The sequence below is a fragment of the Micromonospora narathiwatensis genome, assembly GCF_900089605.1.
In the GTDB taxonomy this organism is placed as follows: domain Bacteria; phylum Actinomycetota; class Actinomycetes; order Mycobacteriales; family Micromonosporaceae; genus Micromonospora; species Micromonospora narathiwatensis.
In genome coordinates this window covers 3,788,865-3,815,149 of the sequence record NZ_LT594324.1, presented here as the reverse complement: position 1 = coordinate 3,815,149, position 26,285 = coordinate 3,788,865, and the positions used below count along the sequence as shown (strand labels likewise).

Here is a 26,285-nt window from a genome sequence, read left to right as displayed (position 1 = left end):
ACGCGCCCGGCCCGGCCCGCCGCAGGCCCACGCGCCAACCGCAGGGCGGTCCCCGGCTGGCTGCCGGCCCCGGCGGTCGCGCTGCTGCTCGGTGTGGCGTTCCTGCTCGCCCCGCCGATGGGCACCGACCTGGCCGCGCAGGTCGCCCGGGCCGGGTTCGTCGAACGCCACGGCGGCACCCCGATCGACCTCGGCTGGTACGGCGGGGTCAACCAGTACGGCTACAGCCTGTTCACCGCCCGGCTGGGCGCGTGGCTCGGGGCGCGACCGCTCGGTGTCGTCGCGGCCGTGCTGGGCGCCGCGGCCCTGGGCTGGCTGTTCGTCCGGCACCGGGCCCGCCGGCCGGTGCTGGCCGGGGCGCTCGGCGCGGTGGTGCTGGTCGGCAACCTGGCCAGCGGCCGGATCACCTTCGCCGTCGGCCTGGCGTTCGGGCTGCTCGCCCTCTGCGCGGTCGGCGTCGGGCGGCCGGGCCGACCGATACGGCTCTCGCTGGCCGCCGCGCTCGCCGTGGCGGCCACCTGGGCCAGCCCGGTCGCCGGGCTCTTCACCGGCCTGGCCGGCGCGGCGCTGCTGCTGGCCGGGCTGCGCCGGGGCGGCGGCCCGGGTCGGGCGCTGCCGGGCGGCTGGCGGGCGGATCGCCCGCTGGCCGAGAGCCTGGTGCTCTGTCTCGCGCCCGCGTTCGCGCTCGCCCCGATGGCCGTGCTGTTCGGCAACGGCGGCACCCAGCCGTACTCGGCCGAGTCGATGCGGATCAACGTGGCGCTGGCCGTGCTGGTCTTCGCCGTCGTACCCGGGCGGTGCCGGGCACTGCGGATCGGCTCGGCGCTCACCGTGCTGTTGCTGGTCGCGGCCTTCTACCTGCCCAGCCCGATCGGTTCCAACGCGCTGCGGCTGCCGATGCTGTTCGCGCTTCCGGTGCTCGCCGGGTACGCCCGGCTGCCCGGCCCGTGGCTGGCCGGACTGCTCGCCGCCACCGTCTGGTGGCAGAACCCGGTGATGGTCAGCGACGTGACCCGCGCCGGCTCGGCGGAGAGCGCCGCCGCCTTCCACCGCCCGCTCGCCGACGAACTGGCCCGACGGCAGCCGGTGGGCCGGGTCGAGGTGGTGCCGCTGCGGGACCACTGGGAGTCGGCGTACCTGCCACCGACCGTGCCCCTGGCGCGGGGATGGGAACGGCAGGTGGACACCGACCGCAACGCCCTCTTCTACGGCGACGCGCTGACCGCCGACTCCTACGCGGACTGGCTCCACCGGGAGGCGGTCCAGTACGTCGCGGTCGCGCCCGACGCCCCGCCGGACCGGTGGGGGCGGGCCGAGGCCGAACTGGTCCTCGCCGGCCAGCCCTACCTGCGCGAGGTGTGGCGCAACCCCGACTGGCGGTTGTACGCCGTGGCCGACCCGACGCCGCTGGTCGGCGCGCCGGGCCGGCTGGTGGCCGCCGACCAGGCCCGGGTGCGGCTCAGCACGGACCGGGCCGGGAACGTGCCGGTCCGCGTACGGTGGTCGCGCTGGCTGTCCCTTTCCGGGGCGGACGGGTGCCTGCGGCCGGGGCCGGACGGGTGGACGGAGGTACGGGCCGACGCCCCCGGTGAATTCTCGGTCTCCAGCAGCCTGCTGCCGGAGAGGCACTGCTGAACACGCCACCCGGTCCGGTGCCCACCGTCGGTCCCGCCCGGCACGGCTGGCAGCATGGCGGGGTGTCTCACCACCTCTCACGCTGGACCGGCCTGGCGGGATCGGTGCTGCTCGCCGTGGCCGCCTTCCTCGGCGGCGCGTTCCCGCACGGCAACCTGCGCCCCACCCCGGTCAACATCTGGCAGGGCCCGCACGGGCCGTTGATCCTCGGTAGCTGGCTGGTCGGCACCGCGCTGCTGGTGTGGGCCTGGTGGTCGCTGCGTGACCGGGTGCCGTCGGTCCGCTGGGCGTTGGTGACCGCCGGGCTGTGGCTGCTCCCGATGCTGGTCGCGCCGCCGTTCGGCAGCCGGGACGTGTACGCGTACGCCTGCCAGGGCGCCAGCTACGCCGCCGGGATCAGCCCGTACGAGCAGGGGGTGTCGGCGCTGCCCTGCCCGTGGCTGGACACCGTCTCGTACATCTGGCGGGACACCCCGGCCCCGTACGGCCCGCTCTTCGTGGTGCTCGCCGGCGCGGTGGTCAAGGCGACCGGTTCGCTGACCGCCAGCATCGTGCTGTTCCGCCTGCTCAGCCTGGTCGGCGTGGCGCTCACCGCGTACGCCGTGCCGGTGCTCGCCCGGCGGTGCGGCGTGCCGGCCGAGCGGGCGGTCTGGCTGGCCGTGGCCTGCCCGCTGGTCGCCATGCACCTGATCGGCGGCCCGCACAACGACGCCCTGATGGTCGGGGCGCTGGTCGCCGGGCTGGCCGTGGTGGCGTCCCGGCCGGGCCGGCCCGGTCCGCTGCTGGCCGGTGGCGCGCTGCTCGGCGTGGCCGTGGCGGTCAAGGTGACCGCCCTCGTCGTGGTGCCGTTCGCCGCGCTGGCGGCGATTGTCGGGCCGTACCGGATCCGGGCGCTGGTGCGCGACGGCGGGTGGGTGGTCGCCGGTGCCGTCGCCGTCCTGATCGGGGTGACCTTCGGCGGTGGTCTCGACTTCGGCTGGGTCGGCGGCCTGTCGCAGGGTGGGGCCGCGGTCGCCTGGACCTCCCCGCCGACCGCGGTCGGCCAGACCGTCGGGTATCTCGCGGTGCTGTTCGGCGCGCACATCGACGCGCTCCCGGTGACCCGGGGGATCGCCGTGGTGCTGCTGGCCGTGCTGCTGGTCTGGCTCTGGTGGCGGGCCCGGAACCGGGACCCGCTCTACCACGCGGGGCTGGCGCTGGCCCTGACCGTGGCGCTCTCCCCGGTGGTGCACCCCTGGTACTGGGTCTGGCCGCTGGCCGTCCTCGCCGCGACCGCCGCGCTGCGGGAGAAGTGGTACGTCGTGGTCGCCGCCGTCGCGTCGTTCCTGATCCTGCCGGACGGCACCGGCCTGCCCCGGTGGAGCAAGATGCCCGGAGCGCCCCTGATGACGCTGTTGGTGATCGTGGTGGCCGTCCGGTTGGTACGGTCGGCTCGGGCGGCCCGTCGGCCGGCCCCCGCCGACTGAGGAGAGGTGCCGGTGAGCGAGCCCGGCGCGGTGCCCGACGCTCCGGTCCGGCCCGTCGCCGCCGCCGTCGCCCGCTACGCCGGCCTCGCCGGGGCCGTGCTGCTGTCCGTCGCCGCCTGGCTGGGCGGGGCGCTGCCCGGCGCCTCCGCCAACAGCGAACTCCCCGACCTCTGGCGGGCCCCGCACGGCCCGGCGGCCCTCGGCTGCTGGCTGGTCGGCACCGTCCTGCTGGTGTGGGCCTGGTGGTCGCTGCGCTGGGGCGCCCCGTCGGCCCGGTGGGCGTACCTGACCGCCGGGCTCTGGCTGGTGCCGATGCTGGCCGTGCCGCCGATGGGCAGCCGGGACGTCTACTCGTACGCCTGCCAGGGCTGGTCCTGGACGCACGGCGTCGATCCGTACCGGGTGGGGGTGGCCGCCGCGGGCTGCCCCTGGACCGACACGGTGTCACCGATCTGGCGGGACACGCCAGCGCCGTACGGGCCGTTCTTCGTCCTGCTGGCGGGCCTGGCGGTGCTGCTCGGGGGCGGCCTGGCCGGGACGATCGCGCTGCTGCGGGCGATCGCGGTGGCGGGGGTGCTGCTGGCCGCGCTCTGCCTGCCCGGGCTGGCCCGGGCGGTCGGGGTGCCGACCCGGCGGGCGGCCTGGCTGGCGCTGGCCTGCCCGCTCGTCGGGGTGCACCTGGTGGCCGGCGCGCACAACGACGCGGTCGGGCTCGGGCTGCTCCTGTTCGGCCTGTTGGTGCTGGTGCGCCGCCCCGGCAGGCCGTGGGCGCTGCTGGCGGCCGGGGTGCTGCTGGGGCTGGCGGTGGCGGTGAAGGCGATCGTGGTGGTGGTGCTCCCGTTCGCCGCGCTCGCCGCCGTGCTGGGCCGCTACACCGTGCGGGCCCTGCTCCGTGACGGCGGCTGGCTGGCCGGGTCGGTGGTGGTCACGCTGGCGGTCACCTCGCTGGCCACCGGGCTGGGCGTGGGCTGGGTGGGTGGCGTGGCCCGCAGCGGCGAGTCGCAGCAGTGGACCTCACCGCCGACCGCGGTGGGTTTCGTGATCGACTACGTGGGCGAGTTGTTCGGCCGGGAGCCGGGGGCCGTGGCGGTGGTCCGGGTCGTCGCGCTGGCGGTGCTCGCGGTGCTGCTGGTGGCGCTCTGGTGGCGGTCCTGGACGGCGCTGCGCCGGCTGAACGACGTCCAGCAGCGGGTGGTCCGGCCGGCCGTGGCCCGGCCCCGGGTGACCCTGGTCGGGGCGGGCCTGGCGCTGGCCGCCACGGTGCTGCTCGCTCCGGTCTTCCACCCCTGGTACGCGACCTGGCCGTTGGCGGTGCTGGCGGTGGCGACGGTGTCGGTGGCCCGGACCGTGTGGTTCGTGGCGCCCTGCGCGGTGGCGTCCTGCCTCACCCTGCCCGACGGTGCCAACCTGGCCAGGTTCACCAAGGCGCCGGGCGCGGTCCTGATGACCGCGCTGGTCGTGGCGGTGGCGGTCTGGGCGGTCCGGGCGGCCCTGGCCCGACGCGCCAGCGTCCGGTGAGGATCCCCCGATTCGATATGTCGGACGCGAAGGAACTGCGGGGCCGCTACAACCGGCCGGGCCGGCCCCCGCGGTCGCGGAGCCGGCCCGGCCGGTGCTGCTGGAGCGTGTGCTCAGCAGTCGAAGTACATCGCGAACTCGTGCGGGGTCGGGCGCAGGCGCACCGGGTCGACCTCGTTGGCCCGCTTCCACCCCACCCAGGTGGAGATCAGGTCCGGCGTGAACACGCCGCCGTCGAGCAGGTAGTCGTGGTCGGCCTCCAGGGCGTCGAGCACCTCCGGCAGCGAGCCCGGGACCTGCTTGACGTCGCCCCACTCCTCCGGCGGGAGGTCGTACAGGTCCTTGTCGATCGGCGCCGGCGGCTCGATCTTGTTCTTGATGCCGTCCAGGCCGGCCATCAGCATCGCGGAGAAGGCGAGGTACGGGTTGCTGGACGGGTCCGGCACCCGGAACTCGACCCGCTTGGCCTTGGCGTTGCTGCCGGTGACCGGGATGCGGGTGCAGGCGGAGCGGTTGCGCTGCGAGTAGACCAGGTTGACCGGCGCCTCGAAGCCCGGCACCAGGCGGCGGAACGAGTTGACCGTCGGGTTGGTGAAGGCCAGCAGCGACGGTGCGTGGTGCAGCAGGCCGCCGATGTACCAGCGGGCGGTGTCGGAGAGGCCGGCGTACCCGGTCTCGTCGTAGAACAGCGGCTCGCCGTTCAGCCAGAGGCTCTGGTGGGTGTGCATGCCGGAGCCGTTGTCGCCGAAGAGCGGCTTCGGCATGAACGTCGCGGTCTTGCCGTTGGCCCAGACCTCGTTCTTCACGATGTACTTGAAGAGCTGGAGCTGGTCACCGGCGTGCAGCAGGGTGGAGAACCGGTAGTTGATCTCCGACTGGCCGGCGGTGCCGACCTCGTGGTGCGAGCGCTCCACGGTGAAGCCGTTGTCCACCAGCCGGCGGACGATCTTGTCGCGCAGGTCGGCGTAGTGGTCGACCGGCGGCACCGGGAAGTAACCACCCTTGTACGCGGTCTTGTAGCCGCGGTTGCCGCCCTCCTCCTCGCGGCCGGTGTTCCAGGCGCCCTCGATCGAGTCGATGTAGTAGAACGACTGGTGCGCCGACGTCTCGTGGCGGATGGAGTCGAAGATGTAGAACTCGGCCTCCGCGCCGAAGTACGCGGTGTCGGCGACGCCGCTCGCGGCCAGGTACGCCTCGGCCTTCTTGGCCACGTTCCGCGGGTCGCGGGAGTATGCCTCCCGGGTGAACGGGTCGTGGATGAAGAAGTTGAGCGCGAGGGTCTTCTGCGCGCGGAACGGGTCGATGAAGGCGGTCGCGACGTCCGGGAGCAGGAGCATGTCCGACTCGTGGATCGCCTGGAAGCCGCGGATCGACGAGCCGTCGAACGCGAGGCCGTCGGTGAAGACGCTGTCGTCGAAGGACTCGACCGGCAGGTTGAAGTGCTGCATCACGCCGGGCAGGTCACAGAAACGTACGTCGACGAACTTCACGTCCTCGTTCTTGAGGTATCGCAGGAGTTCCTCGGGATTGGCGAACACGTGTTCCTCCTGGCAGGCTCACTCCGGTGGCTGGCTCCTGGCGACGGTATGGCTGTGGGGTTGCTCGGCCGTGTCTCCTCTGTTTCCGCCGTGTTACGTCCCTCGCGGAGCGTCATCTACCCCGCTGAGCCACCGCCAACCGCCCTTGGCGTGACGCAATCCGTGCCCCAATCGGCCAGGTTGATCGCTTCTGTCCGATTCTTCGGTAGGTGCCGAACCGCCGTACCCGGGCCGTGACCGACACCCCTGCCCACCACGGGCGCCAACGGCCCCGCCGAGGGCGGGACTACCCTTGACCGCTGTGACCACCACCGCCACCGTGCCGGTCCCACCCGCCACGGACCCCACCTTCACACCGCCCGGCCTCGGCCGCCGGTTCGGCGCGCTGATCATCGACTGGGTGCTCTGCCTGCTGGCATCCGGGCTCTTCGCCAACCCGGCCCGGGACGGCTGGCCGCCGGTGGCGGTGCTGATCCTCGAATACGCCTTCTTCCTCGGCTTCTTCGTCCAGACCCCCGGCATGTACATCACCCGGATCCGCTGCCTGGCCTGGTCGGACGGCGGTCGGATCGGCCCGCTCCGGGCGCTGCTGCGTGGCGTGCTGCTCGCCCTGGTCGTACCCGCCCTGATCATGGACGGGCACCGGCGCGGCCTGCACGACCGTCTCACCGACTCGGTCATCGCCGACGCCCCCCGCCCCGCCCGCGCCTGATCCGCCCGGCGGCATCCGCCCTGGTGGGGGACGGATGCCGGCCGGCGCCGGTCAGCCGAGCGTGACCTCGGTGCCGTCCACCCGTACCCGGGTGGTGGTGGCGGGGAGTAGCGCGGCGTGGCGGCCCGCGCTCTGCCATCGGCCGTGCTGGTCCAGGTAACTGAGCGTGGCGTCCTTGCGGGCCACCAGCCAGCCCCGCTCGTCCGGCAGCCGTACCGCCACCGGCAGCGTCGCGGTCGCGTCCACCTCGTCGCCGTACACCGAGATGACCGGTCCGAACCGCGGGTGGGTCGAGTCCAGCGGCTCGATGTAGACGACCGTGCGGGTGGGGTCGCCGACGAAGCGTACGTCGGCGGCGACGAACAACTCGCCCCGCTCGGTGCGGCCGTACGCCATCCAGTCAAGTCCTGTGGCCGGGCCGATCAGCTCATGCTCCCCGCCGTTGTCGCCCTTGCCGAGGAACATCGGCACGGTTTCCTCCAGATCCAGCCCGGCGCCGTGCGGGGCGACCGGGAAGAGAGCTGGTCTGGATGCCGGCCAACCGCCCCCCGGTGGGGTGTGCCAGCCGAGGCCGGGATCGTTTGGGATCACCGTGGGGTCGGTCAGGTTCCCGATCCTCAGATATGTGCCCGAACCATCGCGAATCGCCACACTGTACCGATTGCGTTGCGGCGGCACCTTGACCACGGCGGCCCCGTCCGCGAACGTCACCGGTCGCCAGTCGGTGCGGGTGACCCGGTCGGCGAGATAGGTCCGCTCCCGGGACCACTCCACGTCGTCGCCGACGTCCAGTATCACGAGCACGGACCGGTCCGGACCGGTCAGGAACGCCCAGCTGTCGAAACCGGTCGCGAAGATGCCCGCGCCGACTGGTTCCGGCCTGCCGGCGCGGTCCGTACCGATGAACCGGATGAACACGGACAACTTGCCGCCATCGCCCCGCATCCGCTGCACCACGGCGGCGGCCGGACCGGCCGGGGTGTTCCCCGCCCACGTCACGTGCGGTGGCCCGGCGGGCGAGCGGGTCAGTCTCAACCCCACCAGCGGGGTGTCGTCGCGGGTCCGTTCGTAGGTGGCGACCACCCGGTCGAGGTAGGCGCGGTCGTGGGCCAGGTCACCCCGGGTCGGCTGATCGAGCAGGAGTTCCGGCACGTCGGCAAGCTGGGCGGGGGCGGGAGCACGGCCCCACTGGACGGCTCCGGCCAGGCCGGCCAGCAGCAGCACGGCGAGCGCACCCGCCAGGGTGCGGCGCCGGCGGACCCGGCGCCGGCCGCCCCGCCGGACCCGGTCCACCAGGTCGGCCGGTGGGCGTACCCCGTCCGCGGTCACCGTCAGGGCCCGTCGTACCGGGTCGGTGTCCAGGTCGTACGTCATGGAATCCTCCGGATCATGGGAGAGGTGCGGGCGCCGGTGGCGGGCAGCGCGTCGCGTTCGACGGGCCCGAGGTCGGCCAGTTCCCGCAACCGGGTGAGGCCCCGCGCCGTGTGGCTCTTCACCGCGCCGACCGAGCAGCCCATGGCCTGGGCGGTCTCGGCTTCGGAGAGGTCGTCGAGGTAGCGCAGCACGACGGCCGCACGCTGCCGGGGCGGCAGGGCGCGCAGCGCCCCGAGCACCGCCTGCCGAGTGGCCACGTCGTCGGCGTGGTCGGCGGCCGACGGGCCGGCCCCGTCGGTCAGCGTCGCCTCCGGCCGTCGGCCCCGCAGCCGCCAACGGTCGATGGCGCGGTTCACCATGATCTTTCTGGCGTAGGTGTCCGGCGCGGCGCGGGCTCGCCGCCACTTCGCGTACAGCCGTTCCAGGACCTCCTGGAGCAGATCCTCCGCGGCGTGCCGGTCCGTGGTCAGCAGGTACGCCGAGCGCAGCAGGGCAGCCGAGCGGCTACGGACGAAGTCGTCGAACGAGTCCGTCGAGGTCGGGGCGTCGTCGTCTTTCATCGTGGGTACAGACGACGGCCGGCGGCGCGAGGTTTACCGGGACACGAGAAAGCCGGGCCCGTCGAGGACGGACCCGGCTCCTGCTCGCGTACGACGGGGGTCAGCGACCCCGGGTCTGGCGGAACGCGCCCCGCGGCGGCCGCATGTTCTTCGGGATCGCGCCCTTGGGCAGCTGCGGGCGGGCGGTGAGCGCCTTCAGCCGCTTGTCGAGGGCGTTGACGTCCTTCGGGGAGAGGGTGCGGGGCAGCCGCATCAGGGTCATCCGCAGCTTGCGGATGGGCAGCTCGTCCTCGCTCTGGCCGATCACGAAGTCGTGCAGCGGGGCGGAGCCGATCACCTTGGCCAGCCGGCGCTTCTCCTGGCCGAGCAGACCGCGTACGCGCTGCGGGTTCCCCTCGGCCAGCAGGATCACGCCGGGACGGCCGATCACCAGGTGCACCATGTCCATCTGGGTGGTGGAGCTGACGGCCGGGGTGACCCGCCAGTCGCCGCGCATGCTCTCCATGATCTGCGCCGCCGCGCCGGGCTGCCCCTCGGCGGCGTTCATCATCGCCTTGTTGGAGCGCAGGTTGAGCACGATCAGCACGGCGAGCAGGATGAGCAGGATGCCGATCGGCAGCCAGATCCAGCCCAGGAGAATGACCGCGACCACGGTGAGCGCGAGCGGGATCAGCACCGCCGCGGCCACCAGCGGCGCGAACCACCGGTCCTGCTTGGCGGTGAACCGGAAGACCATCCCGATCTGCTTCAGCCGCTGGCCGAACGAAACCTTCTCCTGGGGCTTTGCCATGCCGCAAGTCTAGTGGTCGCCCCGCAACCGGTTGATCCGTGGCCGCCCCCACGCCGCGCGGCTGAGTACCTTACGTCGCCGCCGGGCGGCTGAGGCCCCCGGGTAAGGAGGCGACGGGGTCGAAGATCGGGCGGCGGACCCATGCCCCGAGGCCACCTTCGAGCGGAAAGTCGGTATCGACAACGACACGAGCCGCACGACAGGGGAACCGGACATGTTCGCCAACAACGCAGACCTGCTACTCGCCATCCACCGCAGCTACGCCTCCGAGCTCCAGGCCGACGCGGCCCGCGACCGGCTCGCCCGGTCGCTGCCCCGCCGCCAGCACCGAAGCTGGGTAGGGCGCCGGCAGCACGCCGCCCGTACCGTCGACGGCCGGTGACCACGCCGGCCGCGCCGCCCGCGCCGTCGGTGACCGGCGGAGACGGGAGCGCGACGACGGCCGCCCCGGCCGGCGAGGACGCGACCGGCCGGGCCGCGCCGCACGGCACCGGCCCGGCCGGCACGGGGGCGGCCGGGACGGCGGGAGACGGGCCGGTCGGCCGGGACGGTACGAGCGCCCGTCATGGCATGCTCGACGGCGTGACCGTACGCGCCGCCAGCACCGTCCTCGTCGGCCGGCAGCAGGAGCTGGCCGGGCTGCGCGAGGCGCTCGGCCGGGCCCGCGCCGGGGAGGCCACCACCGTCCTGGTCGGCGGTGAGGCCGGCGTCGGCAAGACCCGGCTGCTGGAGGAGTTCGCCGTCCTGGCCGGCGGCGCCGGCGCGCGGGTGCTGGTCGGCCAGTGCCTGGAACTCGGCGAGGCCGGCCTGCCGTTCGCGCCGTTCGCCGCCGCGCTGCGCGAGGTGCTGCGCCGCGACGGGCCGGCCCGCTTCGCCGGGTACGAGGCCGAGTTCGCCCGGCTGCTGCCGGAGCTGGCCCGGGTGCCGGCCGGCGTCGCCACACCCGCCGGGCTGACCGCCTCGGACACCCCGCGCGGCTACCTGTTCGAACTGGTCGCCGACCTGTTCCGGCGGATCGCCGAGGACCGGCCGCTGGTGCTGGTCATCGAGGACCTGCACTGGGCCGACCGGTCCACCCGGGATCTGATCGGCTTCCTGGTCCGGGGCGCCCGCGCCGCCCGCCTGCTGCTGGTCTGCACCTTCCGTACCGACGAGCTGCACCGCGGCCACCCGCTGCGCCCCTTCCTCGCCGAGCTGGACCGGGCGCGCGGGGTGGACCGGGTCGAGCTGGGCCGGCTGGACCGGGACGGCACCGCGGCCATCCTCACCGACCTGCTCGGCGCCGAACCCCCCGCCCGGGCCGTCGACGACGTGCACCGCCGTACCCAGGGCAACCCGTTCTTCATCGAGGAGCTGGCCGCGGCGGGCGACCCGGTTGGCTGCGCCGTCCTGCCGGAGACCCTGCGCGACCTGCTGCTGGCCCGGGTCGACCGGCTGCCCGAGCCGGCCCAGCGGGTGCTGCGGATCGCCGCGGCCGGCGGGACCCGTTTCGCCCACCAACTGCTGGCCGAGGTCGCCGCCCTGCCCGAGGTCGAGCTGGAGGACGCGCTGCGCGCGGCCGTGGCCGGCCAACTGGTGGTGGCCGACCCGGACGGCGACTACGAGTTCCGGCACGCGCTGGTCCGCGAGGCCGTGCACGACGAGCTGCTGCCCGGCGAGCACGCCCGGCTGCACGCCCGGTACGCCGCCGCGATCGAGGCGCAGCCGCACCTGGTGGCCGCCGGTCGCGCCCCGGCCGAGATCGCCCACCACTGGTACGCGGCACACGACCACCCGCGCGCCCTGGTCACCGCCCGGGTGGCCGCCTGCGCCGCCGCCGACCGGTACGCGTACGCCGAGCAGAGCCGGCTGCTGGAACGGGTCCTCGAACTGTGGGAGCTGGTGCCCGACGCCGCCGACCGGCTGGACATGGACCACCTCCGGGTGCTGGAGGAGACCCTCGCCGCGGCCAACACCGCCGGCGACCTGAGCCGGGCGCTCACCCTGACCCGGGCCGCGCTGGCCGAGGTGGACAGCGCCGCCGAGCCGCTGCGCGCCGCCCGGCTGCTGGATCAGCGGGGCCGGCTGCTGGCCCTGCTCGGCAAGAGCGACGGCGCGGCCGAGCTGGGCGAGGCGTACCGGCTGGCGGCCGGGGTGCCGGACGGGCCGGAGCGGTCGGGTCTGCTCGCCGACATCGCGGCACACCTGATGAAGGTCGATCCGAGGCAGGCCGCCTCGGTGGCGGCCGAGGCGACGGCCGGCGCCGAGGCGGTCGGCGGGGACCTGGCCCTGCTGCCCACCCGGATCGCCATGCTCCGCCGTACGGACCGGACACCCGACCTCGGGCTGGCCGAGCTGCGCCGGGCCGAGGCGCGGGCCCGGGCCACCGACAACGCGCCGGCGCTGGTGAGCGCCCTGGTCTACCTCTCCGACGTGTTGTACGAGCTGGGCAGTTACCAGGAGTCGGCCGAGGCGGCCGCCGCCGGGGTGGCCGAGGCGCGCCGGGTCGGGATCAGCCGCTCGATCGGGGCGTACCTGCTGTCGAACCGGGCCGAGGCGCTGATCGCACTGGGCCGCTGGGACGAGGCCGACGCGGCCTGCTCCGAGGCCGCCCGGATCGACCCGCCGGGCGTCTCCGGGCTGCACTGGCTCCAGCTCCGGGCCGGGCTGCGGCTGGCCCGGGCCCACCCGACCGCCGACGAGCTGGTCGGCCGGGCGCTGGCGTTCCTGGGCCGCCCGTACCTCTGGCCGAGCCACCGGCTGCCGCTGCGCGAGCTGCGGATCGAGGCCGCCCTCGCGGCGGACGACAAGGAGGCGGCGCTCGGGGCGAGCCGCGCCGCCCTGGCCGACGAGCGCCTGGCCGACCTGCCCCGGGAGGGCTGGCCGGTGCTCAGCGCCGCGGCGCGTACCGCCGCGCTGGTCGGTGACGCCGAGCTGGCCGGTGCGGTGGCCGCGATGGCCACCGCCCTGCCCGCCCGCTATCCGGCCGAACGGGCGCACGCTGCCGAGGTCGCCGCGATCCTCGCCGGTGCCGGTGCCGGTGCCGGTGCCGGTGCGGTTGCCGGTCTCGCTGCGAGTGCGGGTGGCGGCGCCGGTGGCGGTGGCGGCATGGGTGCGGGTGGCGGTGGCGGTGCGGGTGGCGGTGGCGGTGTGGGTGGAGGTCTGTCTGAGTGGCGGGCGGTCGTGGACGCGTGGCGGGCGGCCGGGCAGCCGTATCCGCTGGGCCGGGCGCTGCTCGGGCTGGCCGAGGCGGCGGCCTCGGCCGGCGAGCGGGACGTCGTGGCCGCCGCGGTCGGCGAGGCCAGCGACATCGCCGCCCGGCTCGGGGCCACCCCGCTGGGCGAGCAGGCGGCCACCCTGGCCCGCCGGGTCGGGCTGCGCGGCGGTGGCCGTCCCGGGCCGGACCTGCTCACCAGCCGGGAACAGGAGGTGCTGCGCCTGGTCGCCGAGGGGCACAGCAACAGCCAGATCGCCGAACGCCTCTTCATCTCGCCGAAGACGGCCAGCGTGCACGTGTCCCGGATCATCGCCAAGCTGGACGTACGCAACCGGGTGGAGGCCGCCGCGCTGGCCCACCGCCTCGGCCTGCTCGACCGCGACCCGGTGTCGCAGCCGAACGCCCGCTGACCGTTCCCCGCCGCGCGTCTCGGAGCGGGTGGATCAGCGCCGGGGCAGGTAGATCCGCCAGCCGTCGACGGTGACCACGTCGAGCGCGCCCCGGTCCGGGCCGAGCCGCCGGTCTAGCCTGGCGGCCAGCGGCGATCCGACCGGCGCGACCCAGCCCGCGTCGGGGTCGGCCGCCACCGCCCGCCGGTACGCCGGCCGGCGGTCGAAGCCGGGGCGCAGCTCGTCGTCGACCACCGCGCAGACCACCTCCTCTCGGCTGGCGAAGGTGAGCCGGTTGCAGGTCCAGTAGCCGCCCCGCACGTGCCGTACGCCGAGGTCGCCGAGGGTGTCGACGAGCACGCGGTGCCGATCCGCCTCGGCGCGGGTGGCCGGCACCGTACGGATCGCGCCGGCGGTGGCGACGGCCGCCGTACCGAGGATGGCGGCCAGCACGGCGATCGCCGCCAGGGCCGTCAACCGGGCGCGCCGGCCCCCCGCCGCCGGTTCAGGTCCGTCGGTCGGGTGAACATCGGCGAGGTGGTGGTGTCCGACCGACCCGGATACCGCCAGGTCGCCGACCCGGCGTCGAGAGAACTGCCACAGCGGCCACAGCAGAGCGGGCGTGGCGACCGCGAGGCAGGACAGGTAACGCGAGCTCTCCACCGGGGTCCGGCCGGCCGCGCTGCTCACCGTGTACGCGAGCAACACCGCCGCCGCCCCGGCCAGCAGCGCCAGCCGCACCGCCGCCGACCCGCGCCGGTCGTCGTCGCCAACCGCGTGTTCGCCGGCTCTTGGACACTTACCGTCTCGTCCGAGCGGCAGGTTTCCAAGATCTGCGGCGGTTCCACGCGGCGGCAGCGGTGTGGGGGACGGGTCGGGCGTGGCGGGCAGCGGGGCCGGTGGCGAGTCGGGGGCGGGTGGGGTCGGCATTCGGAGGGTGCGCCAGGCGGTGAGTGCGGCGAGGAGCAGCAGGGCCGGGAAGGCGACCGCCCACCAGAGCTGCCAGCCGGCGCAGTGGCCGGGTGAGCAGAAACCCATGCCCAACGGCGGCCCGAGCACCAGGCCGCCGTACAGCCGCTCACCCCAGCTCGCCGCCTCCCCGCCGCTGGCGGCCAGGACCGCGGCGAGCGGGTTGCGGCCGTGCCGGAGGCTGTCCAGCAGCATCGGCGCCGCGCCGAGCAACAGTGTGCCCGCCACGACCAGCCCCGCCCGGCCGGCCAGCTCCCGCCGTCGCCGGGCGATCAGGACCACACCGGTGCCGAGGACGTACGGCAGCAGCAGCGGGTCGACCCAGAGCATCAGCCCGGAGACCAGCCCCCAGGCCGCCCAGCGAAGCAGTCGCGCCCCCGATCGGCCGGCGCACAGCCCCACGGTGAGCAGGGCGAGCGCCACCCCGGCCGGGTTCAGCTCGGGGTAGCCGCCGCCGGCGATGAGCTGGTTCTTCACGACCCGGTCCGAGCCGAGCGCGAGGAGAGCGACGACCAGCAGGCCGAACCAGCCGTCGCCGCCGAGCCGTCGGGTGAGCCGCCAGGACAGGGCCAGGAAGAGCGCGTACAGCGCGAGGGTGGGCAGCCGCATCGCGAGCACCGACGGCCCGGTCAGCGCGACCAGCGGCGCGGCGAGGTACGCCTCCAGCGGCCCCATGTACGCCTGGCCGTAGAACCAGACCGGGAAGTCCTCGCCCCGGGCGATGTGCAGGGCGGCCAGCCCCATCGTCGCCTCGTCGCTGTTGGTCGGCGGGGCGTCGGCGAGCAGCAGCGCCAGCCGGTACCCGACCCCGGCCAGCCCGACGAGCAGGGCGAGCAGCGCGGGCAGCCGGGGCCGCCGGGGCGTACTCGCGTGAGCGCCCTCGCGTGGCTCCTGGCGTACCCCGGCGGTCATGCCTGCGATCATGGCATCCGGGCGGCGGCCGACGGTGGGTGACGCGGCCGGAGAGCCGGCCTCAGCCGGCGGCGACCGCCCCCTCGCGGGCGGAGAGCGCCTGCTGGTAGAGCCGCCCGGCGCGGTACGACGACCGGACCAGCGGACCGCTCATCACGCCGGCGAAGCCGATCTCCTCGGCCTCCTCGCGCAGCTCGACGAACTCCTCCGGCTTGACCCAGCGGGTGACCGGGTGGTGCCGGGGGGAGGGGCGCAGGTACTGCGTGATGGTGATCAGCTCGCAGCCGGCCTCGTGCAGGTCGCGCAGCGCCTGGGAGACCTCGGCCCGCTCCTCGCCCATGCCGAGGATCAGGTTGCTCTTGGTGACCAGGCCAGCGGCCCGCGCCTGGCGGATCACGTCGAGGGAGCGCTCGTAGCGGAACGCCGGCCGGATCCGCTTGAAGATCCGCGGCACGGTCTCCACGTTGTGCGCCAGCACCTCGGGGCGGGCGCCGAACACCTCGGCGAGCTGCTCCGGCACCGCGTTGAAGTCGGGGATCAGCAGCTCGACGCCGCAGCCGGACCGGAGGGCGTGGATCTGCCGGACCGTCTCGGCGTAGAGCCAGGCGCCGCCGTCGGGCAGGTCGTCGCGGGCGACGCCGGTGATGGTGGCGTAGCGCAGGCCCATCGCGGCGACCGACTCGGCGACCCGGCGGGGCTCATCGGCGTCGAACTCGGCCGGCTTGCCGGTGTCGATCTGGCAGAAGTCGCAGCGCCGGGTGCACTGGTCGCCACCGATGAGGAAGGTGGCCTCCCGGTCCTCCCAGCACTCGTAGATGTTGGGGCAGCCGGCCTCCTGGCAGACCGTGTGCAGCCCCTCGCGCGAGACCAGCCCGCGCAGCTGGGTGTACTCCGGCCCCATCTTGGCCTTGACCTTGATCCACGGCGGCTTTCGCTCGATCGGCGTCTCGGCGTTGCGCGCCTCGATCCGCAGCAGCCGCCGCCCCTCGGGTGCCACCGTGCTGCTGCGGTTGGCCTGCGGGGTCGTCGGCGTGGAGTGCTCGATCGTCACGAATCCGAGCCTACGCCGGACGGTGCCGGTCGATGAACGTCGGGCGACCGCCGTCACGCCGTAGATGTCGTGACGCTGAACACCCAACCACGGGAAAAGGCTGTCACACGGCCCGGAACGGGGTGTTACCCTGCCCGACAAAGCTGCGACGGAGCCGAGTAGCGCGCCGACCCGCCAGCCAGAGAGCCGCCGGTTGCTGAGAGGCGGTCTGGCGCCGGCCCGCGAAGACCCTCCCGAGCTGCGGGAAGAACGGCGTCCTGCGCCCAGTAGAGCCCGCCGGCCGGCCCCCGTCACCGGGCGACGAATGAGGCTCCCGCTCCGGTGGGGGCGAAGGTGTGGTGGCACCGCGAGGATCCCGCTCGCCCACACCTCCCGGGGCTGAGGCGATGCTTCGCCGCCCCAGGGCGGCGAAGGCGTTGCGATTGATCAAGGAGCAGCCCACCATGCCACGCATCCTGTCCTCCCAGCTCCACGGTTACGTCGGCGACACCGTCCGGATCGCCGGCTGGGTGCACCGCCGCCGGCTGCTCAAGTCGGTGGCGTTCCTGATCGTCCGGGACGCCGCCGGCCTGGCCCAGGTGGTGGTCACCGACCCGGCCGTACGCGCGGCCGTGGAGAAGCTCACCGAGGAGACCGTGGTCGAGGTCACGGCCACGGTGGTCGCGAACGACACCGCCCCCGCCGGGGTCGAGCTCACCGAGCCGACCGTACGGCCGCTCGGGCCGCCCGCCGTGCCGCCGCCGTTCGACCTGTACCGGCCGGCGCTCACCGCCACCCTGCCCACCCAGCTCGACCACGCCCCGGCCGCGCTGCGCCATCCGACCCGTTCGGCTGCGCTACGGATCTCGGCGGCGGCGGTGGCCGGCTTCCGGGCCGCCCTGGACGCCGGCGGCTTCGTGGAGATCCACACGCCGAAGGTGGTCGCCTCGTCCACGGAGAGCGGGGCGAACGTGTTCGCGCTGGACTGGTTCGGCCGGCCCGCGTACCTGGCCCAGTCGCCGCAGTTCTACAAGCAGCTCATGGTCGGCGTCTTCGAGCGGGTGTACGAGGTGGGGCCGGTGTTCCGGGCCGAACCGCACGACACCGTCCGGCACCTGGCCCAGTACACCTCGCTCGACGTCGAGCTGGGCTTCGTCGCCGACCACCGGGACGTGATGGCCGTGCTCCGGGACACCCTCGCCGGGATGCTCGGGGCGGTCGCCGACCGGGCCGGCGGCGCGCTCGCCACGCTCGGGGTGACCCCGCCCGAGGTGCCGGCCGAGATCCCCGCCGTGCACTTCACCGAGGCGCTGGCGATCGCCGGGGCACCCGCCGACGAGCCGGACCTCGCCCCGGCGCACGAACGGGCGCTGGGCGAGTGGGCCCGTGCCGAGCACGGTTCGGACTTCCTCTTCGTCACCGGGTACCCGATGGCGAAGCGGCCCTTCTACACCCACCCGGACCCGGCCCGGCCGGCGTACTCCAACGGTTTCGACCTGCTGTTCCGCGGCATGGAGCTGGTCACCGGCGGGCAGCGGCTGCACCGGTACGAGGACTACCTGGCCGCCCTCGCCGCCCGGGGCGAGCCGGTCGAGCCGTACGCCGGCTACGTCGACGCGTTCCGGCACGGCATGCCGCCGCACGGCGGGTTCGCGATCGGGCTGGAACGCTTCGTGGCCCGGCTCACCGGCGCGACCAACGTCCGGGAGGTGACCGCCTTCCCGCGCGACCTGCACCGGCTCACCCCCTGACCGCGTGATCACGCCCGGACATCGGGCGTGATCACGCCCGGACATCGGGGTATCCCGCGCCGACGGCGACGAGGGGTGCCCCGACGGGGCTGGGAGCGGGATGCGCGAACAGGTGTGGGCGACGCTGCGGGGCGTGCTGCACGTCCGCCCGACCCGGGGCGCCCACCGGGTCGCGCTGCGGGCCGGGATCAGCGTGCTGGTCCCGCTGCTCGCGGTGCTCGCGCTGGGCCACCCCGGCTGGTCGGTGTACGCGGTCTTCGGTGCGTTCACCTCGCTCTACGGGCGCAACCACGTGCACCTGTCCCGGGCGGCGATGCAGGCGAGCGCCGGAGCGGCGCTGACGGTGTCGATCGTCCTCGGGGTGCTGGTCGGCTCGCTGGAGGCCCGGGCGTGGGCCGCGGTGCCGGTCACCGCGGCCGTCACGGCGCTGGGCTCGGTGCTCGCCGCCGCGCAGGACTGGCACCCGCCGGGACCGCTGTTCCTCGTCTTCGCGGTCGGCGCGGTCGCCTCGGCCCCGCACCGCGCCTCGGACGTGCCGGTCGCCGCGGCCGTGGCCGGGCTGAGCAGCCTGTTCGCGCTGCTGGTCGGGAACGTGGGCGGCCTCGTCCGGCGGCAGCGGAGCCGGCCGGCCCGGCTGGCGCACGGGTGGACCTGGGAGCCGGTCCGCTACGCCCTCGCCGTGGTGCTGGCCGGTGGCACGGCGACCGCCGTCGGGATCGGCCACCCGTACTGGGCGATGGTGGCGGCGGTCGCCCCGCTGACCGTCCAGGGGGTGACCGCCCAGCTCGTCCGCGCCGCGCACCGGATCCTCGGCACGCTGCTCGGGCTGATGACCAGCGCGCTGCTGCTGACGCCGCACCTGTCGCCGTACGCCACCGTGCTGGTCGTGGCGGGGCTGCAGATCGTCACCGAGCTGCTGGTCGGCCGCAACTACGGCCTGGCGCTGTTGTTCATCACCCCGATGGCGCTGCTGATGGGGCAGCTCGCGGCACCCCGGCCGACCGGCCAACTGCTCTTCGACCGGGGGGTGGAGACGGTGATCGGCGCCGGCATCGGCGGCCTGATCGTGCTCGGCGGAGCGTGGTTGCGGGCGCGGCTCAGCGCTGGGCGAGAGCCGCGGCGGTGACCGGGTCGTCCGCGTCTGCGCTCACCGGGGGCGCGATGGGGAGGCGGCGCTTGTGGTCGGTGCCCCGGTAGCGGGCCACCAGCGCCGCCGCCACCGCCGCCGGGACCGGCCGGCCCTCCAGGTAGTCGTCGATCTGCTCGTACGTCAGGCCGAGCGCGTCCTCGTCGAGCTTGCCCGGGGCCAGGCTCTCCAGGTCGGCGGTGGGCGCCTTGTCGACCAGTTCGGCCGGGGCACCGAGCACCCGGGCGAGCGCGCGGACCCGGCGCTTGGTCAGCCCGGTCAGCGGTACCACGTCCGCCGCCCCGTCGCCGTGCTTGGTGAAGAAGCCGGTGATCGCCTCGGCGGCGTGGTCGGTGCCGACCACCAGACCGCCGATCGCCCCGGCCACGGCGTACTGGGCGATCATGCGCTGCCGGGCCTTGACGTTGCCGTGCAGGAAGTCCTGCTGGGCGGCGTCGGTGAAGGTCAGCCCGGCCGCCACCAGCGCGTCGAGGGCGGCGTCGCTGGCCGGCTGCACGTCGACCGTGAGCACCCGGTCGGGCCGGATGAACGCCAGCGCCGCCTGGGCGTGGTGCTCGTCGGCCTGCACCCCGTACGGCAGGCGCATCGCCAGGAAGACCGCCGGGTGGCCGGCCGCGCGGGCCCGTTCGACGGCGAGCTGGCAGAGCCGCCCGGCGGTGGTGGAGTCGACCCCGCCGCTGATGCCGAGGACCAGCGCGGTCAGCCCCGTGTCGACCAGGCGGTCGGCGAGGAAGACGACCCGGCGTTCGATCTCCTCGGCGGCGTCGAAGGTCTCCGCCACCTGGAGGTCGGCGGTGATCCGCCGCTGGGTCGACATCGGGTCGGTCATCGGGTCCCTTCCGGGTCAGGCGGGACCGAGCAGATCCCAGGGGTTGCCGGCGAGGTCGCGGAAGACGGCGACCCGGCCGTACGACTCGGTGCGCGGCGGCCTCACGAACTCGACCTTCGCCTCGACCATCCGCCGGTAGGTGGCGTCGAAGTCGTCGACCTGGAGGAAGAAGCCGACCCGGCCGGCGGTCTGGTCACCGACCGCGCCCTCCTGCCGCTCCCCGTCGGCGCGGGCCAGCAGCAGACCGGTCCCGCCGCCGGGCGGGCGGACCACCACCCAGCGCTTCGGTCGGCCGTCGTTGGTCAGGGACGGCTTGTCCTCCACCAGCTCGAAGCCGAGCACCTCGGTGAAGAACGCGATCGCCGGGTCGTACTCGGCGACGACGAGGGTGACGAGGTCGATCCGCACCCGGTCAGCCCTCGACCCGGACCAGGGTCGGCAGGTGCCGCTCGACCACCGGGAGCACGTCGGCGACGGTGACCGGGCGGCCCAGCTCGGCGGTGAGCGAGGTGGTGCCGGCGTCCCGGATGCCGCACGGCACGATCCGGTCGTAGTACGTCAGGTCACAGTCGCAGTTGATCGAGAAGCCGTGCAGGGTGACGCCCCGGGCCACCCGGATGCCGATCGCGGCGACCTTGCGGGCCGGGCCACGGTCGTCCTCCGGCACCCAGACCCCGCTGCGCCCCTCGACCCGGCCGGCGGTCAGCCCGAACTCGGCGCAGACGTCGATCAGCAGCTGCTCGGTGCGCCGGACGTACGCGACCACGTCCACCGGGTCGGGCAGCTTGACGATCGGGTAGCCGACGAGTTGCCCCGGCCCGTGCCAGGTGATCTTGCCGCCGCGGTCCACGTCGATCACCGGGGTGCCGTCCATCGGGCGGTCCCACGGCTCGGTCCGCTTGCCGGCGGTGTAGACGCTGGGGTGCTCCAGCAGCAGCACGCTGTCGCCCTGCTCGCCGGACACCACGGCCTCGTGCAGCCGGCGCTGCTCGTCCCACGCGGCCTGGTAGTCGAGCACACCGGCACGGATGGCGGTCAGCCCGGAAGTCGTCACGCTCACCCGCCCAGCCTAGTCCCGGGACCTCCCGGTGCGCGCCGTGAGCCTCGTCGCGTCAGGGGGGCGGGACCTTCCAGAGCCAGACGTCGTCCACCCGCTGCGGCTGACCGAGCAGGGCGGTGGCGGTGCGGTGCACGGCCTCCTCGTGGATGTCGTACTTGGCGCCGTGCACCCGGTCGGCCAGGATCACGGTCTCGACCCGCCAGTGGTGCAGGTCCGCCAGGGACTCCTTGATGCTGCCCTCGGTGATGATCGGCACCAGCCCGGTCCGCCCGGCCTGGTCCATCAGCGAGTCGAAGGTCCGCGGCACCGGCCCGATCCGACCCCGGCCGCCGGGTCCGCCGGGGCCGAGGAAGAACCCGGCCGGGATACGGAACTCGCCCTGCCCGTGGGCCAGGGCGTACGCCTGCCAGCGCTGGCCGTCCGGGGTGACGTCGACGGTCAGCGGCAGCGGGGTGAGCACCCCGCGGGGAGAGACGTACTGCTGCCAGTGGCCGCTGGTGATGAACTGTGGGATCGGTTCCCGGACGCTGGTCAGCAGCGGGGTCGGCAGCAGCGGCACCAGCGCGACGGCGAAGCCGAGCGCCCAGGCCGCCGTGGTGGCCCGGTGCCGGGGCGGCCGGGCGCGGAGCCGGTCGACGGTGTACGCCAGCAGCAGCCCGATCACCGGGGCGACCACCAGGGCCAGCCGGGAGGGCAGCGCCGCGTTGATCACCGGCAGGTTGTCCAGCACCCCGAACGGGAGGATCTGGTGGGTCCGCCGGCCGTTCCACCTGGCCCGTGGCCCCCAGGAGAGCACCGCGAAGGCCAGCGCGGTCACGCCGAGCGCGGTGAGGGTGGCCCGGAACGCCCGCTCGGCGCGCCACCAGAGCAGCCCGAAGCAGGCCACGGCGAGCAGCAGCAGCGGGATGCCGAAGAACGAGTTCTCCTCGGTCGGGTTGGGGGCCAGCGAGGTGCCCAGCCCGGCCCAGCCGGCGAGGGAACGGCGCGGGTACGACCCGTACGCGGCGATGTCCTCGGAGTGGATGAGCGGGTCGAAGCCGGTGCCGTGGAAGCGCTGCGGCCCGGCGAAGTGCAGCCACAGCGGGTACGCCAGCAGCACCCCGGCCACCAGCGCGGTCACGCCCAGCCCGCCGGCGAGGCTGGGCAGCGCGGCGCGGACCTCGGCCCGGCGGCTCGGGTGCAGCGCCCACACCACCAGGAAGAGGGCGACCCCCAGGGCGGTGAAGAAGAGCCCCTCGGCGGCGATCGAGAAGGCGAGCGCCACCAGCAGGCCGAGCACGATCCCGCCGCGTACCGCCCGGCCGGGGCGGCGCAGCCGGAACACGCCCCAGATCAGCAGCGGCACCAGCCAGCCGGCGGTCCAGTTCAGGTGGGCGTTGGCGTGCGAGACCATCGCCGGGCAGAAGCCGATGAACAGCGCCCCCACCCCGGCGGCCAGCCGGCTGCCCACCAGGTGCCGGCTCAGCAGCCAGTACCAGGCCACCGCGGTGGCGACCAGGTTGAGGGTGAGGATCACCAGGAATGTCGCGGGCGGCCCGACCAGGTACGTCAGCGGCGCGAAGACCACCGCGTACACGGTGATCGAGGTGTTGACCGCGAGGTTCACCCCGTCGGGGACGTTGAGCAGGTGGGTGAAGAACGGGTTCTCCCCGTGGGTGACCGCGTTCCCGCCGAAGGCCAGCAGCCATTCGAAGAGCGCCTGGTCGCTGGAGTTGACGGTGATCGCCCGGGTGTTCGGGTCCCACCACATCCCGCTGGTGACCCAGATCGCCAGGGCCGCCGCGGCGAGCACCACGACCAGGTCGGCGCGCCGGTTCCGGGGAACGGGCGCGGGCGACGGGCCGGTGGCCAGGGACGGGGAGGTCGGCACGCAGCGGACGTTACCAACCGGACCGGGACACGCCGGTCAGACCCGAAACCTTGCCGACCTGTGGGTGGGGGAGCGCGGCCCCGCCGGCCCCGTCCGGTCGGGGACACACTTCGGCGTTCGTGAATGTGTGAGCGGCGGCCATGTCGGGCGACGAAACACGGCCGTAACGTCGCGGCAAATCCGGGTGACCCAGTTCACAATTCGTCCTCAGGAGGTCGCCGTGCGCCGATCCTCATCCATCCTCACCCGTCTCGCCGGGGCGGCGGCCGGGGTCGTACTGGCCGCGGCCACGGTGCTCACCGTCGCCCTGCCCGCCCAGGCCGCCACGCTCACCCAGGTCACCGGCTTCGGCTCCAACCCGGGCAGCCTCGCCATGTACGCGTACCGGCCGGACAACCTGCCGGCCAACGCGCCGGCCGTGGTGCTGCTGCACGGCTGCACCCAGAACGCCTCCGGCTACTTCGCCAACTCCGGCTGGCAGAAGTACGCCGACCTGTGGAAGTTCGCGCTGATCGTGCCCCAGCAGTCCTCGGCCAACAACTCCAGCACCTGCTTCAACTGGTTCGAGACCGGGGACACCGCGCGCGGCCAGGGCGAGGCCCTGTCGATCAAGCAGATGGTCGACTACGCCAAGACGAACTACGGCACCGACGCCGGCCGGGTGTACGTCAGCGGCCTGTCGGCCGGCGGTGCCATGAGCGCGGTCATGCTCGCCACCTATCCCGACGTCTTCGCCGCCGGCTCGGTCATCGCCGGTATCCCCTACCGCTGCGCCACCAGCAGCACCACCGCGTACAGCTGCATGAACCCGGGCGTCGACAAGACCCCGGCGCAGTGGGGCGACCTGGTCCGGGCCGCCTACTCCGGCTACCCCGGCCCCCGGCCGAGGGTCGCGATCTGGCACGGGACCAGCGACTACACCGTGGCGGTGGCCAGCGCCACCGAGTCCCGGGACCAGTGGACCAACGTGCTCGGTGTCTCGCAGACCCCGACCAGCACCGCCTCGCTGCCCGCCGGCACCAGCCTGGAGACGTACGGCAACGACGCGGTCCGGGTCTACCGGGTCTCCGGGATGGGCCACGGCACGCCGGTCGACCCGGGCTCGGCCGTCGACCAGTGCGGGACCGCGGCGGCGTACTTCCTGGACACCATCTGCTCGACGTACCGGGACGCGCTCTTCTTCGGCCTCGACGGCGGCTCCACGCCCAGCCCGACCCCGACGGCGTCCCCGACCGTCTCGCCGAGCCCGACCGGCTCCCCGTCGCCGTCCCCGACGACCCCGCCGGTCTGCGTCACCGCCAGCAACTACGCGCACGTGGCCGCCGGCCGGGCCTACCAGTCCCTCGGCTACGCCTACGCGCTGGGCAGCAACGAGAAAATGGGCCTCTACAACACCTACTACACCACCGCCCTCAGGCAGACCGCCCCCAACTACTGGGTCATCGGCTGCTGACCGCCCCGCCGCCGCCCTCGCCGGGTCACTCGGTGAGGGCGGCGTGCAGGGCCGTGGGAAGGTGGGGGTGGGTCCAGGTGAAGCCCGCCTTCGTGAGCACGCCGGGGAGGACCCGGGTGCTGGTCAGCGCCTCGTGGGCGAAACCGCCGAGGGCGATCTTCAGGGCCACCGCGGGGATCGGGATGATCGCCGGCCGGTGCAGCTCACGGGCCAGCTCCCTGGTGAACTCGGCGTTGGTGACCGGGTTCGGACCCACCACGTTGACCGGGCCGGCGAGGTCGTCGCGGGCCAGCAGCAGCGCCACCGCGTCCAGCCAGTCGCGCATCGAGATCCAGGGCAGCCACTGCCGGCCGCTGCCCAGCCGCCCGGCGATGCCCAGCCGGAACGGCAGCAGTTGCGGCTTGAGGAGGCCGCCGTCGCGGTGCAGCGGCAGCCCGGTACGCAGCCGCACCACCCGTACGTCGGCGTCCTCGGCCGGACGCGTCGCGGCCTCCCAGACGCGGCAGACGTCGGCCAGGAAGCCCTCGCCCGCCGGGGAGTCCTCCTCCACCACCCGGTCGCCGGTGTTGCCGTACCAGCCGACCGCCGAGGCGTTGAGCAGCACCGTGGGCCGGTCGGCGGCGGACATGCCGGCGATGGTGATCGCCAGGGTGGTGCTGGTGTCCACCCGGCTGGACCGGATCACCCGCCGGTACTCGTCGTTCCAGCGCTTGTCGCCGACCCCGGCGCCGGCCAGGTTGACCACCGCGTCGGCGTCGGCGACCACCGCCGGGTCGAGCTGCGCGGCCGACGGGTTCCACTGCCGCTCGTCGGGGGTACGCGGCGCGCGGCGGACCAGGCGGGTGACCTGGTGCCCGTCCGCGGTGAGCCGGTCGACCAGCCGGGTGCCGAGGAAGCCGGACACGCCGGCCATGAGGATCCGCATGCTCATATCTTCGGATACGGACGTGGCGCCGGAGGCGTTGAGCGGTATGAGTCACTCGCCGGCACGGTGACCGGGTCAGCGCGCCACGCCGGCCGGGCGCAGGTCGGCCAGGAGTCGTTCCACCTCGGCGAACGCCTCGGCGGGCAGCGGGCCCAGCGAGAGCGTCGCGAAGTTCTCCGCCGCCTGTGCCACCGTCCGGCAGCCGGGGATGGGCACCGTCCGGGGGCTGCGGGCCAGCAGCCAGCCCAGCGCGCCCTGGGCGAGGGTACGCCCGTCGGCGGTCAGCGCCGCCCGGATCTCGGTGACCCGTGCGGACCACTCCGGGGTCGGACGGCCGTCGGTGAACCACACCAGCCACTCCGGGGCCACCCCGCGTACGTCGTCCTTGCCGACGGCCCGGGTCGACCCGGTGAGCAGGCCCATCGCGAGCGGGCCCCGGTTGAGGCTGGCCAGGTCGAGCGCGTCACAGACCGCCAGCACGTCGGGGTTGTCGTTGAGCACCGACTCGTCGTGCTGCACGGCGGCGCAGTGCGGTCCCGCCTCCGCGAGGGCCCGGGCCGACGACGGGTTGTCGGTGCTCCAGCCGTACGCCCGGATCTTGCCCTGGGTGACCAGGCCCTCCAGGGTGTCCACGAGATCGAGCGCGGCGGACGCCGGCAGGTCGTTGATGTGCAACTGGTAGAGGTCGACGTGGTCGGTACCGAGCCGGCGCAGCGACTCGTCCAAGCTGGTCACCGCGTACGCCGGGCTGGCGTCGGTGCCGATCCATCGCCGGCTGGCCTCGTCGGAGCGGTTGCCGAACTTGGTGGCGATCACCGCGCCGTCGCGACGGCCGGCGAGGGCACGGCCGAGGATCCGCTCGCTGTGGCCGGCGCCGTAGTTGCTGGCCGTGTCGAAGAGGGTGACGCCCAGGTCGAGCGCCTGGTGGATGGTGCGGATCGACTCGTCGTCGTCGACCTCGCCCCAACCGAACGGCTGCCCGCCGTCGCCCCAGAGTGGGCCGCCGATCGCCCAGCACCCCATGCCGATCGCGCTGACCTCGATGCCGCTGCGGCCGAGGGTCCGTGTCATCGTCATGGCGTTCAGTGTTCGACTTCGAGTGCTCTCGAAGTCAAGTGGCGACACCAGTACGCCGATGTGGGGGTGTCCGGGCGGGCGGGA

General features: G+C 74.4%; 21 protein-coding genes. 9 read left to right on the top strand and 12 right to left on the bottom strand.

The genetic code is table 11. The features are described 5' to 3' along the window. Window positions 1–117 precede the first annotated feature (117 nt). The 3 genes from GA0070621_RS16175 (at window position 118) to mptB (GA0070621_RS16165) (ending at window position 4,619) form a co-directional block, all read left to right on the top strand. On the top strand, window positions 118–1,635 hold the full coding sequence (locus GA0070621_RS16175) for a hypothetical protein (RefSeq protein ID WP_407940347.1): 1,518 nt from the start codon (window positions 118–120) through the stop codon (window positions 1,633–1,635). A gap of 62 nt (window positions 1,636–1,697) precedes the next feature. Beyond that, on the top strand, window positions 1,698–3,101 hold the full coding sequence (gene mptB, locus GA0070621_RS16170; protein ID WP_091202505.1) for a polyprenol phosphomannose-dependent alpha 1,6 mannosyltransferase MptB: 1,404 nt from the start codon (window positions 1,698–1,700) through the stop codon (window positions 3,099–3,101). Between the two features lie 12 nt (window positions 3,102–3,113). Then, entirely contained in the window at window positions 3,114–4,619 is a 1,506-nt protein-coding gene (mptB, locus tag GA0070621_RS16165; protein WP_091202503.1) for a polyprenol phosphomannose-dependent alpha 1,6 mannosyltransferase MptB, read from the top strand. A 113-nt stretch (window positions 4,620–4,732) separates the two neighbouring features. Here mptB (GA0070621_RS16165) and glnA read toward each other — a convergent pair whose 3' ends face one another. Continuing rightward, window positions 4,733–6,157 carry a type I glutamate--ammonia ligase gene (gene glnA / locus GA0070621_RS16160; protein ID WP_091196493.1) on the bottom strand — a complete coding sequence of 475 codons (1,425 nt, stop codon included), beginning with the start codon at window positions 6,155–6,157 and terminating at the stop codon, window positions 4,733–4,735. Window positions 6,158–6,458: 301 nt separating this feature from the next. Here glnA and GA0070621_RS16155 point away from each other — a divergent pair, with 301 nt between their 5' ends. Further along, window positions 6,459–6,869: an RDD family protein gene (locus GA0070621_RS16155; protein WP_167666965.1), complete on the top strand. Its 411-nt coding sequence runs from the start codon at window positions 6,459–6,461 to the stop codon at window positions 6,867–6,869. A 51-nt stretch (window positions 6,870–6,920) separates the two neighbouring features. On the opposite strand, the gene GA0070621_RS16150 is transcribed toward GA0070621_RS16155, so the two are convergent. The 3 genes from GA0070621_RS16150 to GA0070621_RS16140 form a co-directional block, all read right to left on the bottom strand. Further along, a complete protein-coding gene (locus GA0070621_RS16150) occupies window positions 6,921–8,243 on the bottom strand; it encodes a hypothetical protein (protein WP_091196488.1) in 1,323 nt (440 codons plus the stop codon). Next, on the bottom strand, window positions 8,240–8,803 hold the full coding sequence (locus tag GA0070621_RS16145) for a SigE family RNA polymerase sigma factor (RefSeq protein WP_091196486.1): 564 nt from the start codon (window positions 8,801–8,803) through the stop codon (window positions 8,240–8,242). Before GA0070621_RS16145 ends, GA0070621_RS16150 begins: the two co-directional genes overlap by 4 nt. A gap of 100 nt (window positions 8,804–8,903) precedes the next feature. Next, on the bottom strand, window positions 8,904–9,593 hold the full coding sequence (locus GA0070621_RS16140) for a DUF4191 domain-containing protein (protein ID WP_091196483.1): 690 nt from the start codon (window positions 9,591–9,593) through the stop codon (window positions 8,904–8,906). 214 nt (window positions 9,594–9,807) lie between these two features. On the opposite strand from GA0070621_RS16140, the gene GA0070621_RS30030 reads away from it, so the two are divergent. Both GA0070621_RS30030 and GA0070621_RS16135 read left to right on the top strand, forming a co-directional pair. Continuing rightward, window positions 9,808–9,975, top strand: a complete 168-nt coding sequence (locus GA0070621_RS30030) for a hypothetical protein (protein ID WP_167666964.1) — start codon at window positions 9,808–9,810, stop codon at window positions 9,973–9,975. 188 nt (window positions 9,976–10,163) lie between these two features. Further along, on the top strand, window positions 10,164–13,199 hold the full coding sequence (locus GA0070621_RS16135; RefSeq protein WP_091202501.1) for a helix-turn-helix transcriptional regulator: 3,036 nt from the start codon (window positions 10,164–10,166) through the stop codon (window positions 13,197–13,199). Window positions 13,200–13,232: 33 nt separating this feature from the next. On the opposite strand, the gene GA0070621_RS16130 is transcribed toward GA0070621_RS16135, so the two are convergent. Both GA0070621_RS16130 and lipA read right to left on the bottom strand, forming a co-directional pair. Next, complete coding sequence (locus GA0070621_RS16130) at window positions 13,233–15,059, bottom strand: DUF423 domain-containing protein (RefSeq protein WP_167666962.1); 1,827 nt, start codon at window positions 15,057–15,059, stop codon at window positions 13,233–13,235. A 61-nt stretch (window positions 15,060–15,120) separates the two neighbouring features. Then, window positions 15,121–16,167, bottom strand: a complete 1,047-nt coding sequence (gene lipA / locus GA0070621_RS16125; protein WP_197674060.1) for a lipoyl synthase — start codon at window positions 16,165–16,167, stop codon at window positions 15,121–15,123. 386 nt (window positions 16,168–16,553) lie between these two features. Here lipA and aspS point away from each other — a divergent pair, with 386 nt between their 5' ends. Both aspS and GA0070621_RS16115 read left to right on the top strand, forming a co-directional pair. Then, window positions 16,554–17,840 carry an aspartate--tRNA(Asn) ligase gene (aspS, locus tag GA0070621_RS16120; protein ID WP_091202499.1) on the top strand — a complete coding sequence of 429 codons (1,287 nt, stop codon included), beginning with the start codon at window positions 16,554–16,556 and terminating at the stop codon, window positions 17,838–17,840. A 100-nt stretch (window positions 17,841–17,940) separates the two neighbouring features. Further along, a complete protein-coding gene (locus GA0070621_RS16115; protein WP_091196474.1) occupies window positions 17,941–18,966 on the top strand; it encodes an FUSC family protein in 1,026 nt (341 codons plus the stop codon). Here GA0070621_RS16115 and nadE read toward each other — a convergent pair. From nadE to GA0070621_RS16095, 4 genes are read right to left on the bottom strand one after another with little or no spacing between them, the layout of a single operon-like run. Beyond that, complete coding sequence (nadE, locus tag GA0070621_RS16110; RefSeq protein WP_091196471.1) at window positions 18,938–19,816, bottom strand: ammonia-dependent NAD(+) synthetase; 879 nt, start codon at window positions 19,814–19,816, stop codon at window positions 18,938–18,940. The two genes, GA0070621_RS16115 and nadE, sit on opposite strands and share 29 nt — an antisense overlap. A 15-nt stretch (window positions 19,817–19,831) precedes the next feature. Continuing rightward, window positions 19,832–20,224, bottom strand: a complete 393-nt coding sequence (locus tag GA0070621_RS16105) for a VOC family protein (RefSeq protein ID WP_091196469.1) — start codon at window positions 20,222–20,224, stop codon at window positions 19,832–19,834. A gap of 4 nt (window positions 20,225–20,228) precedes the next feature. Next, window positions 20,229–20,876, bottom strand: coding sequence for a lipoyl(octanoyl) transferase LipB (lipB, locus tag GA0070621_RS16100; protein ID WP_091196467.1), 648 nt, complete (start codon window positions 20,874–20,876; stop codon window positions 20,229–20,231). 52 nt (window positions 20,877–20,928) lie between these two features. Next, a complete protein-coding gene (locus tag GA0070621_RS16095) occupies window positions 20,929–22,746 on the bottom strand; it encodes a DUF2079 domain-containing protein (RefSeq protein ID WP_091196462.1) in 1,818 nt (605 codons plus the stop codon). Window positions 22,747–22,966: 220 nt separating this feature from the next. Between GA0070621_RS16095 and GA0070621_RS16090 the strand changes: the two genes are divergently transcribed. After that, window positions 22,967–24,199 carry an extracellular catalytic domain type 1 short-chain-length polyhydroxyalkanoate depolymerase gene (locus GA0070621_RS16090; RefSeq protein WP_091196459.1) on the top strand — a complete coding sequence of 411 codons (1,233 nt, stop codon included), beginning with the start codon at window positions 22,967–22,969 and terminating at the stop codon, window positions 24,197–24,199. Between the two features lie 25 nt (window positions 24,200–24,224). Here GA0070621_RS16090 and GA0070621_RS16085 read toward each other — a convergent pair whose 3' ends face one another. Continuing rightward, window positions 24,225–25,124: a TIGR01777 family oxidoreductase gene (locus tag GA0070621_RS16085; protein ID WP_091202498.1), complete on the bottom strand. Its 900-nt coding sequence runs from the start codon at window positions 25,122–25,124 to the stop codon at window positions 24,225–24,227. A gap of 75 nt (window positions 25,125–25,199) precedes the next feature. Continuing rightward, window positions 25,200–26,201, bottom strand: a complete 1,002-nt coding sequence (locus GA0070621_RS16080) for an aldo/keto reductase (RefSeq protein WP_091196457.1) — start codon at window positions 26,199–26,201, stop codon at window positions 25,200–25,202. Window positions 26,202–26,285 lie beyond the last annotated feature (84 nt).

Excerpts from the sequence above, each read along its gene's own strand:
- GA0070621_RS16175 (WP_407940347.1), top strand. The coding sequence starts at position 118 with ATGGGCACCGACCTGGCCGCGCAGGTCGCCCGGGCCGGGTTCGTCGAA.
- GA0070621_RS16150 (WP_091196488.1), bottom strand. The coding sequence starts at position 8,243 with ATGACGTACGACCTGGACACCGACCCGGTACGACGGGCCCTGACGGTG.
- GA0070621_RS16145 (WP_091196486.1), bottom strand. The coding sequence starts at position 8,803 with ATGAAAGACGACGACGCCCCGACCTCGACGGACTCGTTCGACGACTTC.
- GA0070621_RS16140 (WP_091196483.1), bottom strand. The coding sequence starts at position 9,593 with ATGGCAAAGCCCCAGGAGAAGGTTTCGTTCGGCCAGCGGCTGAAGCAG.
- GA0070621_RS30030 (WP_167666964.1), top strand. The coding sequence starts at position 9,808 with ATGTTCGCCAACAACGCAGACCTGCTACTCGCCATCCACCGCAGCTAC.
- GA0070621_RS16135 (WP_091202501.1), top strand. The coding sequence starts at position 10,164 with ATGCTCGACGGCGTGACCGTACGCGCCGCCAGCACCGTCCTCGTCGGC.
- GA0070621_RS16130 (WP_167666962.1), bottom strand. The coding sequence starts at position 15,059 with ATGACCGCCGGGGTACGCCAGGAGCCACGCGAGGGCGCTCACGCGAGT.
- aspS (WP_091202499.1), top strand. The coding sequence starts at position 16,554 with ATGCCACGCATCCTGTCCTCCCAGCTCCACGGTTACGTCGGCGACACC.
- GA0070621_RS16115 (WP_091196474.1), top strand. The coding sequence starts at position 17,941 with ATGCGCGAACAGGTGTGGGCGACGCTGCGGGGCGTGCTGCACGTCCGC.
- nadE (WP_091196471.1), bottom strand. The coding sequence starts at position 19,816 with ATGACCGACCCGATGTCGACCCAGCGGCGGATCACCGCCGACCTCCAG.
- GA0070621_RS16085 (WP_091202498.1), bottom strand. The coding sequence starts at position 25,124 with ATGCGGATCCTCATGGCCGGCGTGTCCGGCTTCCTCGGCACCCGGCTG.
- GA0070621_RS16080 (WP_091196457.1), bottom strand. The coding sequence starts at position 26,201 with ATGACGATGACACGGACCCTCGGCCGCAGCGGCATCGAGGTCAGCGCG.